15 protein-coding genes and 1 pseudogene are annotated in these 14,747 nt (G+C 67.2%); 9 read left to right on the forward strand and 7 right to left on the reverse strand.

Annotation, left to right across the window (positions count from 1 at the left end):
• Both AB4Y99_RS15365 and AB4Y99_RS15370 read left to right on the forward strand, forming a co-directional pair.
• Positions 1–845 (forward strand): lytic transglycosylase domain-containing protein (locus tag AB4Y99_RS15365; RefSeq protein WP_441523911.1); only part of this gene is annotated, 845 nt, incomplete at its 5' end.
• Between the two features lie 187 nt (positions 846–1,032).
• Entirely contained in the window at positions 1,033–1,611 is a 579-nt protein-coding gene (locus AB4Y99_RS15370) for a L,D-transpeptidase (protein WP_133561724.1), read from the forward strand.
• A gap of 231 nt (positions 1,612–1,842) precedes the next feature.
• Here AB4Y99_RS15370 and AB4Y99_RS15375 read toward each other — a convergent pair whose 3' ends face one another.
• The 3 genes from AB4Y99_RS15375 to AB4Y99_RS15385 all read right to left on the reverse strand — a co-directional run bounded on the left by AB4Y99_RS15375 (position 1,843) and on the right by AB4Y99_RS15385 (position 3,833).
• On the reverse strand, positions 1,843–2,643 hold the full coding sequence (locus AB4Y99_RS15375) for an endonuclease/exonuclease/phosphatase family protein (protein WP_441523912.1): 801 nt from the start codon (positions 2,641–2,643) through the stop codon (positions 1,843–1,845).
• A 207-nt stretch (positions 2,644–2,850) separates the two neighbouring features.
• A complete protein-coding gene (locus AB4Y99_RS15380) occupies positions 2,851–3,381 on the reverse strand; it encodes a 2'-5' RNA ligase family protein (protein ID WP_441523913.1) in 531 nt (176 codons plus the stop codon).
• 86 nt (positions 3,382–3,467) lie between these two features.
• A complete protein-coding gene (locus tag AB4Y99_RS15385) occupies positions 3,468–3,833 on the reverse strand; it encodes a gamma-butyrobetaine hydroxylase family protein (RefSeq protein ID WP_112764212.1) in 366 nt (121 codons plus the stop codon).
• Between the two features lie 62 nt (positions 3,834–3,895).
• On the opposite strand from AB4Y99_RS15385, the gene moaA reads away from it, so the two are divergent.
• The 4 genes from moaA (at position 3,896) to AB4Y99_RS15405 (ending at position 7,908) form a co-directional block, all read left to right on the forward strand.
• Positions 3,896–4,999: a GTP 3',8-cyclase MoaA gene (gene moaA, locus AB4Y99_RS15390; protein ID WP_441523914.1), complete on the forward strand. Its 1,104-nt coding sequence runs from the start codon at positions 3,896–3,898 to the stop codon at positions 4,997–4,999.
• Between the two features lie 93 nt (positions 5,000–5,092).
• Positions 5,093–5,671, forward strand: a complete 579-nt coding sequence (locus tag AB4Y99_RS15395; protein WP_441523915.1) for a hypothetical protein — start codon at positions 5,093–5,095, stop codon at positions 5,669–5,671.
• Positions 5,661–7,133, forward strand: coding sequence for a hypothetical protein (locus tag AB4Y99_RS15400; RefSeq protein WP_441523916.1), 1,473 nt, complete (start codon positions 5,661–5,663; stop codon positions 7,131–7,133). Before AB4Y99_RS15395 ends, AB4Y99_RS15400 begins: the two co-directional genes overlap by 11 nt.
• Before the next feature lie 10 nt (positions 7,134–7,143).
• Positions 7,144–7,908 carry a hypothetical protein gene (locus AB4Y99_RS15405; protein ID WP_113253200.1) on the forward strand — a complete coding sequence of 255 codons (765 nt, stop codon included), beginning with the start codon at positions 7,144–7,146 and terminating at the stop codon, positions 7,906–7,908.
• Here AB4Y99_RS15405 and AB4Y99_RS15410 read toward each other — a convergent pair whose 3' ends face one another.
• Positions 7,909–9,666: a methyl-accepting chemotaxis protein gene (locus AB4Y99_RS15410; RefSeq protein ID WP_162720153.1), complete on the reverse strand. Its 1,758-nt coding sequence runs from the start codon at positions 9,664–9,666 to the stop codon at positions 7,909–7,911.
• 161 nt (positions 9,667–9,827) lie between these two features.
• Here AB4Y99_RS15410 and solA point away from each other — a divergent pair, with 161 nt between their 5' ends.
• Together solA and AB4Y99_RS15420 are read left to right on the forward strand one after the other, a co-directional pair.
• Complete coding sequence (gene solA / locus AB4Y99_RS15415; RefSeq protein ID WP_038362553.1) at positions 9,828–10,967, forward strand: N-methyl-L-tryptophan oxidase; 1,140 nt, start codon at positions 9,828–9,830, stop codon at positions 10,965–10,967.
• Positions 10,968–10,990: 23 nt separating this feature from the next.
• Positions 10,991–11,923: a DMT family transporter gene (locus tag AB4Y99_RS15420; protein ID WP_441523917.1), complete on the forward strand. Its 933-nt coding sequence runs from the start codon at positions 10,991–10,993 to the stop codon at positions 11,921–11,923.
• A 148-nt stretch (positions 11,924–12,071) separates the two neighbouring features.
• On the opposite strand, the gene AB4Y99_RS15425 is transcribed toward AB4Y99_RS15420, so the two are convergent.
• Entirely contained in the window at positions 12,072–12,938 is an 867-nt protein-coding gene (locus tag AB4Y99_RS15425; protein ID WP_441523918.1) for an NAD(P)-dependent oxidoreductase, read from the reverse strand.
• A 138-nt stretch (positions 12,939–13,076) separates the two neighbouring features.
• Between AB4Y99_RS15425 and map the strand changes: the two genes are divergently transcribed.
• The gene (gene map, locus AB4Y99_RS15430) at positions 13,077–13,829 is read left to right on the forward strand and encodes a type I methionyl aminopeptidase (protein ID WP_038361748.1); all 753 of its coding nucleotides are present in this window, start codon (positions 13,077–13,079) and stop codon (positions 13,827–13,829) included.
• A gap of 16 nt (positions 13,830–13,845) precedes the next feature.
• Here the strand turns inward: map and AB4Y99_RS15435 are convergent, their stop codons facing one another.
• Together AB4Y99_RS15435 and AB4Y99_RS15440 are read right to left on the reverse strand one after the other, a co-directional pair.
• On the reverse strand, positions 13,846–14,562 hold the full coding sequence (locus AB4Y99_RS15435; RefSeq protein WP_038361746.1) for an ABC transporter permease: 717 nt from the start codon (positions 14,560–14,562) through the stop codon (positions 13,846–13,848).
• Positions 14,559–14,747: pseudogene (locus AB4Y99_RS15440) on the reverse strand (ABC transporter permease); the annotation flags it as partial. The gene AB4Y99_RS15435 and the pseudogene AB4Y99_RS15440, both read right to left, overlap by 4 nt.

Consider the following 14,747-nt stretch of genomic DNA (forward strand, 5'->3'; position numbering starts at 1 on the left):
CGCCCGCCTTGCCCGAAGAGGTCGCCCTGCCCTCCTCCGGCATCGAGGATGCGCTTTGCCGGCTGATCGACGACGCGGCGCGGACCCACGCCGTACCGGCCGCCTTCCTGACGCGGCTGATCTTCCAGGAATCGAGCTTCCGGCCCGGCGTCACCAGCCCGGCCGGCGCGCAGGGGGTGGCGCAGTTCATGCCGGGCACGGCGCGCGAGCGCGGCCTCATCGATCCCTTCGACCCCGAGCAGGCCGTGCCGAAGGCGGCGCATTTCCTGGCGGAGCTGCGCGACCGCTTCGGCAATTGGGGGCTCGCCGCCGCAGCCTATAATGGCGGGCCAAACCGGGTCGCGGGCTGGCTTGCGGCGCGCAAGGCCAAGCAGAGCCGCTTCCTGCCCTTCGAGACGGAGAATTATGTCGTCGCCGTCACCRGCACCTCCGTCGAGAACTGGGCCGAGGATGCGGAGAACACCGCCAATGGCGACGGGCGCTCGCCGCCGCCGCTCCCGGCCACGCGCGACACGCAGACGGCCTGCGCGCCGACGCTGGTCGCGATCCGCCGCGCGCGTCCGGCCCTGCCGATGATCGCGGAAGCGCCCTTCGCGCCCTGGGGCGTGCAGCTCGCCGGCAATTTCTCGAAATCGCGGGCGCTGGCTTCCTTCCAGCGGGCCGGAGCGCGCCACCGCAGCATCATCGGCGATCTGCAGCCCATGGTGATCGGCACGCGCCTGCGCAGCCGCGGGACGCGCGCCTTCTATCGGGTGCGGCTGCCGGCGCCGACGCGGGCCGCGGCGACGGCACTGTGCCGGCGCATCCAGGTCGATCGGGGCGCCTGCGTCGTGTTGAGGAGCTGAGTCGCGGCCTTCAGCGGTGCGCGATGTTGCAGACGCGCAACGCGGCAAAGCAAAGCTCGTCCGCTCTCATCGATGTGATGGCGGCGCAATTGCACGGCCCAAATGAGTCTGACAGGACATTGAGGAGACGTTGACTTTTCCGTGTCAACTTCGTGCCTAGCGCCACCGACCGCCCGAGGTTCATCCGATGCTCCGCTCCACCCGTCTGGCCGTGCTTGCCGGCCTTGGCCTGCTCGCTCTGGGCACCGCTGCCCGAGCCGAAATCGACCCGCTGACACGTCAGCCGCTGGTCACCTATGTCGATCCGGCGAAGGCCCAGGCCACCGCCATTCCGCGTGAAATCGTCAGCTACCCGACCAAGCAGCGGCCGGGCACGATCGTGGTCGATACCAACGAGCGCCGCCTCTATTACGTGCTGCCCGACGGCAAGGCCGTGCGCTACGGCGTCGGCGTCGGCCGCCCGGGCTTCGACTGGTCGGGCGCGCACGCCATCACGCGCAAGGCCGAATGGCCCGGCTGGACGCCGCCGGCCTCCATGCTGAAGCGCCGCCCCGACCTGCCGCGCCACATGGCCGGCGGCCCGGACAACCCGCTCGGCGCCCGCGCCCTCTATCTCGGCTCGACGCTCTACCGCATCCACGGCTCGAACGAGCCGGAGACGATCGGCCAGGCCGTCTCGTCGGGCTGCATCCGCATGCTGAACGACGACGTCATCGACCTCTACGAGCGTGCCAAGGTCGGCACCCGCGTCGTCGTGGCGCGCTGAGCCGCCGATCCGCGATCATGTGAAAAGGCCGGCGGTGACGCCGGCCTTTTTTATTTGCGCAGACATCGCGGACAAAGGACGCAAACGCCGTCAGTCACGTGCGTCGTGCGGACATTGAGCCCACCCAGACCGGACGCTCTGCGCTCATGGGACAAATGATCGATCCTCGATCCTAAGCGACCTCTCCGAGCGCTTGGTGGGGTGCGGGCGCCACGGCTTCGGCCAAGCCTGTCACACTGTCAGAACCAGGGGACAATGGTCCGAGACTTCGGGCTCGGCGACCACGGTGAAGTCCGTCACCTCCACGTGACCGTTGACAAGCATATAATCAGCGAATTTTCCGGCTTTCGAATAGTGAGACGTGCGGGTGCTGCCGAACCCCCGTGCGGTGACGAGATCAGCCAAACCGATGCGGCCGAGGATCTCGAAGGTTTGGCTCCCAGGATCGACGTTGAAGTCTCCACAGACGACGACAGGATCGCCGGGTTCCGCGATCTGCTGAACGAGTTCCGCCAGCCGGTTGGCTTGCGCGATCCTTTCGGGAGTATCGCCCTTTCCTCCGAGGTCGCGTAAGCCATGCATGTGGGCAACGCAGATGAACCGCGCCTTCTCGAAATCGAAAACCCGGACGACATGGGCGCTTCGGGACCTCGGGTGCTCGCCATAGCCATAAGGGGAGAAGGCTTTGTGGACGAAGCCTTGCACCTGTCCTGTGATCGGCAGCGTGCGGCGCACGAATGTTGCTAGGCCCCACTGTGACGGGATGGATGTCTCCCCATCCCAGAGCACCCCTTGCGCTGCCGGGCAGAAGATGGGCGTGTGGTCCGGGAGAGCCCGCGCAACATCGCGAAACATGTTCGCTCGTTGCGGGAGAATGTGGCTTCCGTCTCGATAGGTCAGCCACTCTTTCGTGGTCTCGGGGCTGTGCACCACCTCCTGCAGGCAGAGGATGTCGGGAGATGACGCCTCCAGATAGGTGATGAGCGGCACATGGAGCTTCCCGCCCCAGCCGTTTAGACACATGATCTTCATCTATCAGTCTTGAGCCTCGACTGTTCCATGCCGGAGGGGTTGTAGCGGCGGCAATGGTTCGGGGTCGATAGCCTCGCGGCAAGTTGGATCACCTTGCGGCAAAAGCCGACCTTGTCGCCTTGCCCATAAGCGGACGCTGGCGGCGCTGGGGCGAGGCGTCCGCTCCCGACCCAGCTCGGACGTTCCTGCGGGTTCTGTTCGGCTAGTTCAGAGCAGCTTCCGCAACTCGAAAGGAGCGATAGGTGGGAAGTAGATGCAGTCGAGAGCGTCGAAAATCACATCAAACACGCTGCTAGCTTCGCGGGCGAAGGCTAGCGCCGCGTCACGCCGATCATCCCTCACCCGCGTGCCTAGCGTGCAATGAGGTTTCCATGTCCCAGGCCGGTAATGCGAACGACATGAGGCGGGGTGGATGGCTGCGTGGATTGCCTCGTGGATGTCCCGCAAGACTGCACTGAAACGGGGCGACGCCCATAGAACCATCGGCGACCCATCAAAGCTGCAAATGGCATCAAAGGTCAGCGTGACCGGGCGCAGGTTTTTGCTGGCTTGATCGAGCGCGTCTCGAACCTCGGCCTCTCGCACCGTTTCATCATCGTAGATGGCCAGAGTGACGTGGGGCGGGTAGCCAAGGAGGGCCATTGAGGGATGGTCCTCGAACCGCTGAACATCATTCCACAGCGCGCGAACGCTGTCCGCGCTCGGATGATCGCTCCTAAGTGAAATAGCGAACCCCATTCTTCGGCTCCCGCGCCTAATTTCTCACCGATCAAAGATCCGCTTCCGACCCAGAACTGTCTCTCCTCACACCGCCTTCGCCGCCCCTAGCGCCGCCTCTCCCGCGACAGCCCCTTCTCGGCCAGAGCGGCCTCATACGCCTTCATCTTCTCCCCGGCCTGCTCGCCGAGCTCGCGCAGATAGTCCCAGGCATAGATGCCGGTGTCGTGCATGTCGTCGAAGCCGAGCCTGACCGCATAGTGCCCGACAGGCTCGACACGCAGGATCTCGACCTCGGCCTTGCCGGGAACGATCGTCTTCTGGCTGGGATGATGGCCCTGGACCTCGGCCGAAGGGCTCTCGACGCGCAGCAGCTCGGCCGGCAGCGCGAAGCTCGCGCCGTCGTCGAAGGTGACGTGGAGGGTGCGGCGGTCCTTGGCGAGGCGGATCTCGGTCGGCCAGGATGACATGATCGTGCAGTTCCTCATCGCCATGCGCGGCAGCCATGCGCTTGACCTTCAGCGCATCGATGCCAATGTCTCGCTATAGCAATGTGAAGAAGCGTCCGCATCCAGCGCGGAGCGGCGCCGCATCCGGAGTTGAGGCAGACGTGCTGCTCGACGACATCAAACCGCTGACGCGGTCGCCCCTGGTCGATCCGTTCGGCCGCACGATTTCCTATCTGCGCATCTCSGTGACGGATCGCTGCGATTTYCGCTGCGTCTAYTGCATGKCCGAGRACATGCAGTTCCTGCCCCGCAAGGAGCTGCTGACGCTCGAGGAGCTGGACCGGATCGCCACCGCCTTCGTCGCCCGCGGCACGCGCAAGCTCAGGCTCACCGGCGGCGAGCCGCTGGTGCGCCGCGACATCATGAGCCTGTTCCGCTCGCTCTCGCGCCATCTCACCTCGGGCGCGCTCGACGAATTGACGCTGACCACCAATGGCTCGCTGCTGCACAAATATGCCGACGAGCTTGCCGGCTACGGGGTGCGGCGCATCAACGTCTCGCTCGACACGCTCGACGCCGACAAGTTCCGCGAGATCACCCGGCGCGGCGATCTCAGCGTGGTGCTCGCCGGCATCGAGGCGGCGCGCAAGGCCGGCATGCGGGTCAAGATCAATGCGGTCGCGCTCAAGGGCGTCAATGACGACGAGATCGAGCAGCTGATGCTCTGGTCGCACGGCCTCGGCATGGACCTCACCCTGATCGAGGTGATGCCGATGGGCGAGATCGAGGCCGGGCGCATCGATCAATACCTGCCGCTCTCGGTGGTGCGCGGGCGCCTGATGGACAAGTACTCCCTCGTCGACGATCCCTACCGCACCGGCGGGCCGGCGCGCTATGTCCGCGTCAAGGAGACCGGCGGGCTCGTCGGCTTCATCACGCCGCTGACGCATAATTTCTGCGAGAGCTGCAACCGCGTGCGCCTGACCTGCACCGGCACGCTCTATATGTGCCTGGGCCAGGAGGACGCCGCCGATCTGCGCGCCGCCGTGCGCGCGTCGAAGGACGACGCCCTGCTCTTCCGCACCATGGACGAGGCGATCGCGCGCAAGCCCAAGGGCCATGATTTCGTCATCGACCGCCGCCATGCGCGCCCCGCTGTCGGCCGCCATATGAGCGTGACCGGCGGCTGAGCAGGGCACGCCCCTGCCCTTCCCTTGACCGGCCGGGCGAATGCGGTAACCGTCGTGGCCATGGCGGGTCGGTTGCGTTCGATACTCAGAACAATGATGGGTCGGCTGCGGGCGGTCGGAAGCGCGCTTTACGAAGCCGCATGCCAGACGCATGCCGCCCGGCTGGCGATCATGGCGGCGCGGCTGCGGCGCGAGACGCCACTCGTCGCCATSCTCATCGCCGCGATCCTGCTCTTCTGCCTCCATCTCGGCTGGTCGACCGGTCGCAGCGTCCATGCGGTGCTCTCGCCGGCCTCCCCGAGCGGAATCGGCGCCACGCTCGCCGGCCTCGTTGTCGGGCTCGCCGTGATCGAGCTTGCCGCCGCCTTCGCGATCACGCTGATGACGGCCGGGCTGCAGCTCGCCTACGACACCGGCCGGCATTGCATGCTCGCGCTCCTCGTCGTCGCCAGCGCCTTTGCCCTGCTCGGGCTGGGCTGGCGGCTCTGGGAAACGAGCCCCGCCGCCATCGCCGGCGCGATCCTGCCGGCGCTGGGGGCAGCCGGGCTCATCGTGCTGACGCTCTGGTTCGAGCGCGCCTATCTGCGGCCGGCCTATCCCGGCTTCCGTGATTTCTGGGTGGATGTCGTCGATGCCCGCCATTTCCTGATGCGGTCCGCCCATGGCGAATGAGAACGGCAGCGGCGAGCCCCGTCGACGCGAGGCCATCGCGCCGATCACGGCGCATCACCTCGCGGAATCCGTGAAGGCCGGCCATCACGGCGCCAGCGACGCGGTCGAAAACCAGCCGCCGGCCCATGCGACGATGCTGTCGCAGACCGAGCAGACGCTGGTCGCGCGGGCCCGCGAGCATTTCAACGCGATCCGGCAGGAGGCGGCGGCGAGCCTCAACGCGCTCCAGGCCGAGATCGCGAACCGGCGCGAATTGTTCACCCAGCAGCGCTTCGAGGGCCGCGTGCGCAGCATCGAGGCTGCGATGCGCGCGATGCTGAACAAGCATGGCAGCGAGCTGGAGCAACGCGTCTACGACGCGCTCAGGGCCAAGCGCGAATACGCCTTCTTCAACTACGAGAACAAGCGCCGCGCCGACCCCAAGCTCGACAAATGGCAGTTCATCCTGTTCTTCCTGGTCGTGCCGCTGGTGATCGAGAGCCTGCTCAACGGCAATTTCTTCGCCGAGGCCAGCGATTTCGGCCTCGTCGGCGGCGCGGCGACGGCCGTGATCATCTCGGCGCTCAACATCGCGCTCGGCTTCTTCATGGGGGTGGGGCCGGCGCGCTACTGCCAGCATGTGAAGAGCTCGCATCTGTTCTGGGCGCTGCCGGCCTATGCCGGGATGATCGCGCTGATCGTGCTGTTCAACCTCGCCGTCGGCCATTATCGGGAGATGCTGATCGCCAATCCCGATGCGCGCTCCTTCCAGGTGATGCCGCGCATGCTGGAGAACCCCTTCGCGATCTACGACCTCAAATCGGTCGCGCTCGTCATCATCGGCTGCATCGTCGCCTTCGTCTCGGCGACCAAGGGGTATTCGGCCTTCGGCAGCTATCCGGGCCATGCCGCCGCCTACAAGCGCTGGCGCCAGCGCTGGAGCGCGGTCGAGGAAGAAAGGCGCCGGCTCGATGTCGAGTTGCTGCCGGAGATGGAGGCGCTCAGGACGCAGGTCGACGGCTTCCGCGAGGAATGCCGCGACGAGCTCGGCAAGCTGCAATCCTTCAAGGCCAGGGCCGAGAAGGCGCGCGACCTCCACATCTCCCGCCTCGGGCAGCTTCGCGCCGCCAAGGACGCGGCGATGATGCAGTATCGCGAGGCCAATCTGCGCGTCCGGACCGACCTGCCGCCGGCCTATTTCTCGCAATCGCTCAACCTTGCCGAGATCGACCAGCCCGGCGAATTGCCGGAATACACCGCCGCGCGCCGACAGATCGAGGATTTCGAGCGGCAGCTCGGATCGATGCCGGCCCTGATCGAGGCGACGCTGAAGGACCGGCTCGTGCTCCTGCGCGGCATCGACCTCGCCGGCGAGGTCGAGCAGGTCAAGCTGCGCGCGGCACAGGCCGGGCGCGAAGCCTTCGAGCGCGACGAGGCGGCGCAGAAGCAGGCGGCCGAGGAATTCGCCGCCATGCAGCGCTAGGTTTGCCGAGATGAAGACCGAGAACCTGGCGATCGTCGCCTCCCTCCTCGCCGGCGTCGCCCTCGTCGGCTTCTTCGCCGCCCCTTCGTTGCTGCGCGGGCCGCCGCGCGACCAGGAGACACTCTGCCCCAAGACCGGCCCGGTGGGGCAGACGCTGATCCTCGTCGACAAGACCGACCCGTGGAGCGAGGTCCAGGCCGGACGCCTCAAGACGCTGGTCAAGCAGATCGGCGATGAATTGCCGGCCGACCGGATGCTCTCGATCTATGTCTTCAACGACGTCTTCGAGCCCGGCTTCCCGGCGCTGATCTCGCTCTGCAATCCCGGCAAGACCGCGAGCGAGCTGATCGGCAACCCGCGCCGCGAATACGTCAAATGGGTCGAGAAGTTCGGCCGTCCGCTCGACGACGCGCTGAAGGTCCTGACCACACCGGCAAAGGGCAACCAGTCTCCGATCGTCGAGGCGATCGGCGATGTCGTGGCCCGGCGGGAGAACCGGGTCGAGACCGGCGACCGCAAGCTCGTGCTGGTCTCCGACATGCTGCAGAACTCGGGCCAGTATACCGTCTTCGGCAATGGCGCAGGCGCGCGCGATCCCGAAAAGCTGCGGCAGCTCCTGGCGAAGGTCTGGCAGAGCTCGGGTGCCGCGAGCTGGGCGCTCAGCGTGCATCAGGTGCAGGGCCTCTACGAGCCCCAGCGCCTCGAACAGGCGGCCACGCTCTGGCAGCAGGCCTTCCGGAAGATGAACGTCGCCGTGAGCTGGGACCGGCTGTAGTCAGAGCCGGTAGGCCGTCCTGACCCCGCCCCAGTGGCGGCCGCGCACCCTGATGGGCGCGCCGATCTCGCTAAACGCTTCCAGCCCGCGGCCGAGATCCTGCAGCGAGCGCTGCACGAGGAAGGGGCGCACCGAACGGCCGAAACTGATGCCGACGCGGTCGTCATAGATGCGCCGGTTGCGGGCATAGGTCGCGTTCCAGCCCGGCTCGCCCCGGCGCGGCGGCAAGGAATGGGCGGCATTGTGGACCGGCACATAGCCGTTGCGGTCGCCGGCGACGGCGAAGGACAGGCGCGCATCGTCGGCGAGGATTTGCGCGAGAACCGGCGGGAGCACGGTTTCCAGCGCGGTCAGGCTCGGGCTCAGATACTGGCGCGGCTCGCTGTCCGCCACGGCGGTATAGCTGGCCTGGAACAGGTCGTCCTCGGTCAACAGGCCGCGATCCAGCGCGGTTTCCATCGCCGCGCCGACCTGCCGGGCAAAGTCCTGGGCGCGCTCGATCAGAGGCCGGTAGGAGCGCTCGATCTCCTCGATGGTCTGCGCCAGCGCGTCGTTGCCGGCGGCGGCCTCGGGCGCGAAGGCGATGTGGAGCCCGTTGTCGCTCACCCCCGTCATGCGGCACGGCAGCGGCGGCAGCCCCTCGATCGTGACGCTGCCGGATGCCCCTGACCAATGCCGCGCCTCCGGCGCATCGGCCAGCAGGGCCCCGCCCCGGCCGAGATCGATGACCTCCCCGGCGATGTCGACGTCGCCGACCGAGAGCCAGGCGCGCCGCGCCGCCGGAAACCGGTCATGGCGGCGCCGATCGGCGAAGGCGGCGTGCCGCAGGGTCGGCTTGAACCGGCGCACCATGTTGCCGACGAGGCGGCCACCGCGCTCGGTGGCATGACGCACCCGCTCGCTATCCGCCACCGTCGCATGGGCGATGCGGTCGATCTCGTCGGCCTGCCTGGCCACGCCATCGACGAACAAGGCGGTCTCGCGCGCATTGCGGGAGAGCTCGGCGGTCGTCGTCGCCTGCTGCTGCGAGGCATTGCCGATCAGACCTACGATCGGGTTGACCTCACGGACGATCTGGAGCGCGTCGTTGACGATCTCGGTCGAGCCCTGCGCGGCCTGCGTCAGGCGGTCGACCCGCGTGCGGATATGCTCGACCGCCTGGCTGACCTCGACCGAGAGCGACTTCACCTCATGGGCGACGACGCCGAAGCCGCGCCCGGCCTCACCGGCACGCGCCGCCTCGATGGCCGCGTTCAATGCCAGCAGATTGGTCTGGCGCGCGATATCCGCGATCGAATCGACGATGCCGCGAATCTCCCCGGTCGCGACCGCCAGCCCGTCGAGCATGATCGTCGCCTCGCTGGCCCGCGACATGGCGGCGTCGAGCTTGCTGCGCACATTGGCGAGCGAGAGATCGACCTCCTCCGCCGCATCAGAAACCTGCTGGCTCGCGGCCGCGAGCGCCGAGGCGTTCTCATTGGCCGAAACCACCGCCAGGCGCATGCCGCCGGCGCTTGCAAGGATCGCCCGGGAATCGCGTTCGAAATCGGCCGAGAGCTGCCCGGCCTCGCCGAGCTCGCGGGTCAGCTTGCCCATCGCGGACAGGATCTCGCTCTCGATATCGTCGACGGCCGCCGAAACGGTTTCGCCATCCGGCACGAAGACTGGCTTTTCGACTTCAGCGGCAGGCGCGACGGGAAGCGCGTCGTATCCGGCGATTTTACCAGCGCCGAACCAGCGCCGAATCCTGCCCGTCATGAGCCCCCCGATCTCACCCTGCGTCATGGGCAAGCTTATTGCGGGCGTCCGTTAACAAAGGCTTCTCGAAATAGCGGAGCGGCTCTGCCGGCCGCGCCATGGACCGGGTCGGCAAGCCCCTGTATGGCTTGGCTTTCCACCTCCCGGTCGAGCCAGAGCCCATGAGCCAGCAAAGCTATGACGTCATTGTCGCCGGCGTCGGCGCCATGGGGTCGGCCGCCTGCTGGCATCTCGCCCGCCGCGGCCTCAAGGTGCTCGGGCTCGAACGCTTCGACCTCGGCCATGCCATGGGCTCCTCGCACGGGCTGAGCCGGATCATCCGCCTCGCCTATTTCGAGGGCTCGCATTATGTGCCGATCGTGCGCCGGGCGCATGAGCTCTGGCGCGAGACGGGGGAGATGGCGGGGCTGAAGCTGCTGCACGTCACCGGCTCGCTCGATCTGGCGCCCGAAGGCGGCGGGCCGGTCGAATCCTCGCTGCAATCCTGCCTCGACCACGGCCTCAGCCATGAGGTGATCGACGCCGCCGAGGCGATGCGCCGCTTCCCCGGCTTCCAGCTGCCGGCCGGCCATCTCGGCCTGTGGCAGCCGGATGGCGGCTTCGTCGCCTCCGAAAAGGCGATCTACGCCCATGTCGGGCTGGCGCAGGCGCGTGGCGCCGAGATCCGCACCAACGAGCCACTCATCGACTGGACGCCGACGGCGCAGGGCGGCGTGGTGGTGCGCACAGAGCGCGGCACCTACAGCGCCGGGCGGCTCGTCATCACCTCGGGCGGCTGGATCGCGGATGCGGTGCCGGCGCTGACCCGGAACGTCGCCACGGTGAAGCAGGCGATCGGCTGGTTCAGCACGCGCCGGCCGGAGCTGTTCCGGGAAGGCGCCTTCCCGGTCTTCATCCTGCATGTCGAGGAGGGCAGCTTCTACGGCTTCCCGCTCTACGAGCATCCCGGCTTCAAGCTCGGCGGACCGCATTTCGGCCGCGAGCCGATGGACCCCCGCGATCAGGACCGGACACCGAGCGAGACGCAGGTCAGGCTCATCCGCGAATGCCTCGCACGCTATATCCCCGACGCCGCCGGCGAGCCGCTGACCCTGAAGGGCTGCGTCTACACCGTCTCGCCGGACGAGGACTTCATCATCGACACGGTGCCGGGCGTGCCGCAGGCCGTCTTCGCCTCAGCCTGCTCCGGCCACGGCTTCAAATTCGCCAGCGCCATCGGCGAGATCCTCGCCGATCTGTCGACGAGCGGCCATTCGCCCTTCGACCTCGCCCCCTTCTCGCTTTCCCGCTTCGACGCGTAAGCACATCCCGACAGGACAACGCCTTGGCCAGCGCAGCCGACAACCGCCGGGGCATCGCCTTCATGCTCGCGGCGGTGACGCTCTTCGTCTGTAACGACACGTTCATGAAGCTCGCGCGCGAGGTCTATCCGCCGGGACAGGCGCTGGCGTTGCGAGCCGCCTTCGCGCTGTTGATCGGCATCGCGCTGGTCTTCGCCGCCGGCGAAGGCGACCGCCTGACGATGGCGCTCAAGCCGCATGTGGTGCTGCGCGGCCTGCTGGAGGCCGGTGGCGCCCTGACCTTCAGCTGGTCGCTCGGGCTCCTCCCCCTCGCGACCATCACGACGATCAACATGGCGACTCCGCTGATCATCGTGGCACTGGCCGTGGCACTGCGGATCGAGGCCGTCGGCTGGCGACGCACGCTGGCGCTGCTCGTCGGCTTCGTCGGCGTTCTCATCGTCGTGCGGCCGGGGACCGATACCTTCAGCGCCGCGACCATCGTCGCCCTGATCAGCGTCCTGCTGACGGCTTGCCGTGACCTCACCACCCGCACGATCGGCGCGGAAGTGCCCTCGACCGTCGTGTCGCTGACCACGACGATCCTCGTCGGCCTTGTCGCCGCGGGCTACGGGCTGACGGAGATCTGGCAACCGCTCTGGCGCATCGAGCTCGTCTATCTGCTGCTGGCCGCGCTGCTGGTGACGCTGGGCACCTTCTGCATCATCTCGGCCTTCCGCCGCGCCGATGTCGGCGTGATCTCGCAGTATCGCTATGCAGCGGTCGTGCTGGCGGTCCTCAGCGGGTATCTCGTCTGGGGCGATGTGCCGGACCTGGTTGCCGTCCTCGGCATGGTCCTGATCGTGGCCAGCGGCCTCTACACCATGCATCGGCAGCGGGTGAAGCCGGATTCCAATCTCAAGATCGATCGCAAACAGGCGGTCGCGACCTCGGCGGATATGAAGACGGGCCCTTAGAGCAGGATGCGAAAAAGTGGAAACCGGCTTTTCGCATGAACCCTGCTCTAACTCTTTGATAAGAAACGGATTCAGATTTCAGATGGAATCACTCTGTGTTTCCGTCTGAAATCATCCGGCTCTGAGGGCAGCCGCCACAGCTTTCCGCTCAGCCCTCCAGCCGCGCGATCAGGCTGGAGGTGTCCCAGCGCCGGCCGCCGAGCTTCTGCACCTCGGCATAGAACTGGTCGACCAGCGCCGTGACCGGAAGCTGCGCGCCGTTGCGGCGGGCCTCGTCGAGCACGATGCCGAGATCCTTGCGCATCCAGTCGACGGCGAAGCCGAAGTCGAACTTGTTCTGGTTCATGGTCTTGCCGCGGTTCTCCATCTGSCAGGAGCCGGCGGCGCCCTTGGAGATCACCTCCAGCATCGTCTCGACATCCAGGCCCGCGCGCTTGGCGAAGTGGACGCCTTCCGACAGCGCCTGGACGAGGCCGGCGATGCAGATCTGGTTGACCATCTTGGTGAGCTGACCGGAACCGGCGGGGCCCATCAGCCGGCACATGCGGGCGAAGCTCGCGATGACCGGCTCGGCGCGGGCGTAAGCCTCGGGCTCGCCGCCGCACATCACCGTCAGCACGCCGTTCTCGGCACCGGCCTGGCCGCCGGAGACCGGGGCGTCGATGAAGGCGAAGCCGCCCTGCTTCGCGGCCTCGTCGAGCTCGCGCGCGACATTGGCCGAGGCGGTGGTGTGATCGACGAAGACTGCTCCCTTCTCCATGCCGGAGAAGGCGCCGTTCTCAGCCGTCGTCACCGAGCGCAAATCATCGTCATTGCCGACGCAGCAGAAGACGAACTCCTGGCCCTTTGCCGCATCGGCGGGGGTCGCGGCCGAAACACCGCCATGCTGGGCGACCCACGCTTGCGCCTTCGTCGGGTTGCGGTTGTAGACGGTGACCTCATGGCCCTTGGCCTTGAGATGGCCCGCCATGGGGTATCCCATCACGCCGAGACCGATGAACGCGACTTTGGCCATGAGCTGCTCCCGTTGTCCTTTTCCGAAGATCGTCACGCTTTAGCGCGCGGTTGCCGAGGCGGGAAGGCGGATGCGCGCCAGCCGCCCATGCGGCTTTTCCCGTTGCGGCCGGGCGGGCGGCAGCTTAGCTCAAGCTCCATGACCATTTCGAACGACGACGAACTGCAGGCGCTCAAGGAGATCGGCGCGATCGTGGCGCGTGCTCTCGCCGCCATGGGCAAGGCGCTGGAACCCGGCATGACCACCGCGGAACTCGACGCGATCGGCCGCGATGTCCTCGAACGGCAAGGCGCCCGGCCCGCTCCGGAATTCGCCTATGGCTTCCCCGGCGCCACCTGCATCAGCGTCAACGAGGAGATCGCCCACGGCATTCCCGGCGAGCGGCGCATCCTGGCCGGCGATCTCGTCAACATCGACGTCTCGGCGGAAAAGGACGGCTTCTTCGCCGATACCGGCGCCTCCTTCGCCGTGCCGCCGGTCAGGCCCAAGCTGGAGCGCCTGTGCCGCGACGGCCGGCGCGCGCTCTGGGCGGGCATCGGGCAGGTCGGTGCGGGCAAGCCGCTCGCCGGCATCGGCCAGGCGGTGGGGCGCTTCGCCGAGAAGAACGGCTATACGCTGGTGCGCAACCTGGCGAGCCATGGCTGCGGCCGCTCCCTCCATGAGGAGCCGACGGAGATCGCGACCTGGCCCGACCGGCGCGAGCGCCGGACCATGACGAACGGGCTCGTCTTCACCGTCGAGCCGTTCCTGTCGCTGGGCGCCGACTGGGCGGAACAGGGCGACGGCGATCGCTGGACGCTCTACAGCGAGCCCTGCGCGCCCACCGTCCAGTACGAGCACACCGTCGTCGCGACCCCGCGCGGCGCCGTCGTCCTGACGCTGCCGGGCTGAGGACGGCTAAAAGTTCTCAGCGCAGCGCCAGATGCCGGCTGAGCCTGAGCTCGATCCGATCCCAAACGCGCCGGATGATCTCGACCAGCGTCAGATAGATCAGCGCCGCATAGAGATAGATCGAGAGGTCGAAGGAGCGCGCGAAGGCCAGCCGCGTCGCGCCCATCAGGTCGAACAGCGTGACCAGCGAGGCGACGGCGCTGGACTTGATCATCACGATCAATTCGTTGCCGAGCGGGCGCAGAGCCAGGATCATCGCCTGCGGCAGGATGACGAGGCGCAAGGTCGCCCAGCGATGCAGGCCGAGCGAGGCGGCACCCTCGAACTGACCGCGCGGAATCGACTGGATGGCGCCACGCAGGATCTCCGCCTGATAGGCGGCCGTGTTCACCGTGAAGGTCAGGGCCGCGCAATAGAACGGATCGCGGAAGAACCACCACAGCCCGGTGTCCTGCCAGAAGAGGCGGAACTGGCCGAGGCCGTAATAGACCAGGAAGAGCTGGCAGAGCAGCGGCGTGCCGCGGAAAAAGGTGGTGTAGCCGTTGACTGCCGCCTGCGCCCAGCGCGGCCCATAGAGCCGGGCGATGGCGAGGCCCAGCGCCATCACGAAACCGATCAGCACGGAGATCACCACCAGCTCGACCGTGATCCAGAGCCCGGACGCCATGCGACAACCGTAGTTCTGCAAAACCTCGCTGCCGACGAGCCAGCCGGGATATTCGCACCAGTTCATCGCGTCGCGCCCCCGAAGGCGGCGAAGCCGCGATTGGCGCGCCGCTCCATCCGGTCGACCACCCTGGCCGAGATCAGCGAGAAGAAGAGATAGATCAGGATCGCCGCGCCGAAGAACAGGAACGGCTCCTTGGTCACGACATTGGCGCGGGTGGTGATGAACATGATGTCCGGCAGGGTGATGAC

The organism is Allobosea sp. TAB14, from assembly GCF_052113865.1.
Lineage (GTDB): Bacteria > Pseudomonadota > Alphaproteobacteria > Rhizobiales > Beijerinckiaceae > Allobosea > Allobosea spartocytisi.

Excerpts from the sequence above, each read along its gene's own strand:
- AB4Y99_RS15370 (WP_133561724.1), top strand. The coding sequence starts at position 1,033 with ATGCTCCGCTCCACCCGTCTGGCCGTGCTTGCCGGCCTTGGCCTGCTC.
- AB4Y99_RS15375 (WP_441523912.1), bottom strand. The coding sequence starts at position 2,643 with ATGAAGATCATGTGTCTAAACGGCTGGGGCGGGAAGCTCCATGTGCCG.
- AB4Y99_RS15380 (WP_441523913.1), bottom strand. The coding sequence starts at position 3,381 with ATGGGGTTCGCTATTTCACTTAGGAGCGATCATCCGAGCGCGGACAGC.
- AB4Y99_RS15400 (WP_441523916.1), top strand. The coding sequence starts at position 5,661 with ATGGCGAATGAGAACGGCAGCGGCGAGCCCCGTCGACGCGAGGCCATC.
- AB4Y99_RS15405 (WP_113253200.1), top strand. The coding sequence starts at position 7,144 with ATGAAGACCGAGAACCTGGCGATCGTCGCCTCCCTCCTCGCCGGCGTC.
- AB4Y99_RS15410 (WP_162720153.1), bottom strand. The coding sequence starts at position 9,666 with ATGACGGGCAGGATTCGGCGCTGGTTCGGCGCTGGTAAAATCGCCGGA.
- solA (WP_038362553.1), top strand. The coding sequence starts at position 9,828 with ATGAGCCAGCAAAGCTATGACGTCATTGTCGCCGGCGTCGGCGCCATG.
- map (WP_038361748.1), top strand. The coding sequence starts at position 13,077 with ATGACCATTTCGAACGACGACGAACTGCAGGCGCTCAAGGAGATCGGC.
- AB4Y99_RS15435 (WP_038361746.1), bottom strand. The coding sequence starts at position 14,562 with ATGAACTGGTGCGAATATCCCGGCTGGCTCGTCGGCAGCGAGGTTTTG.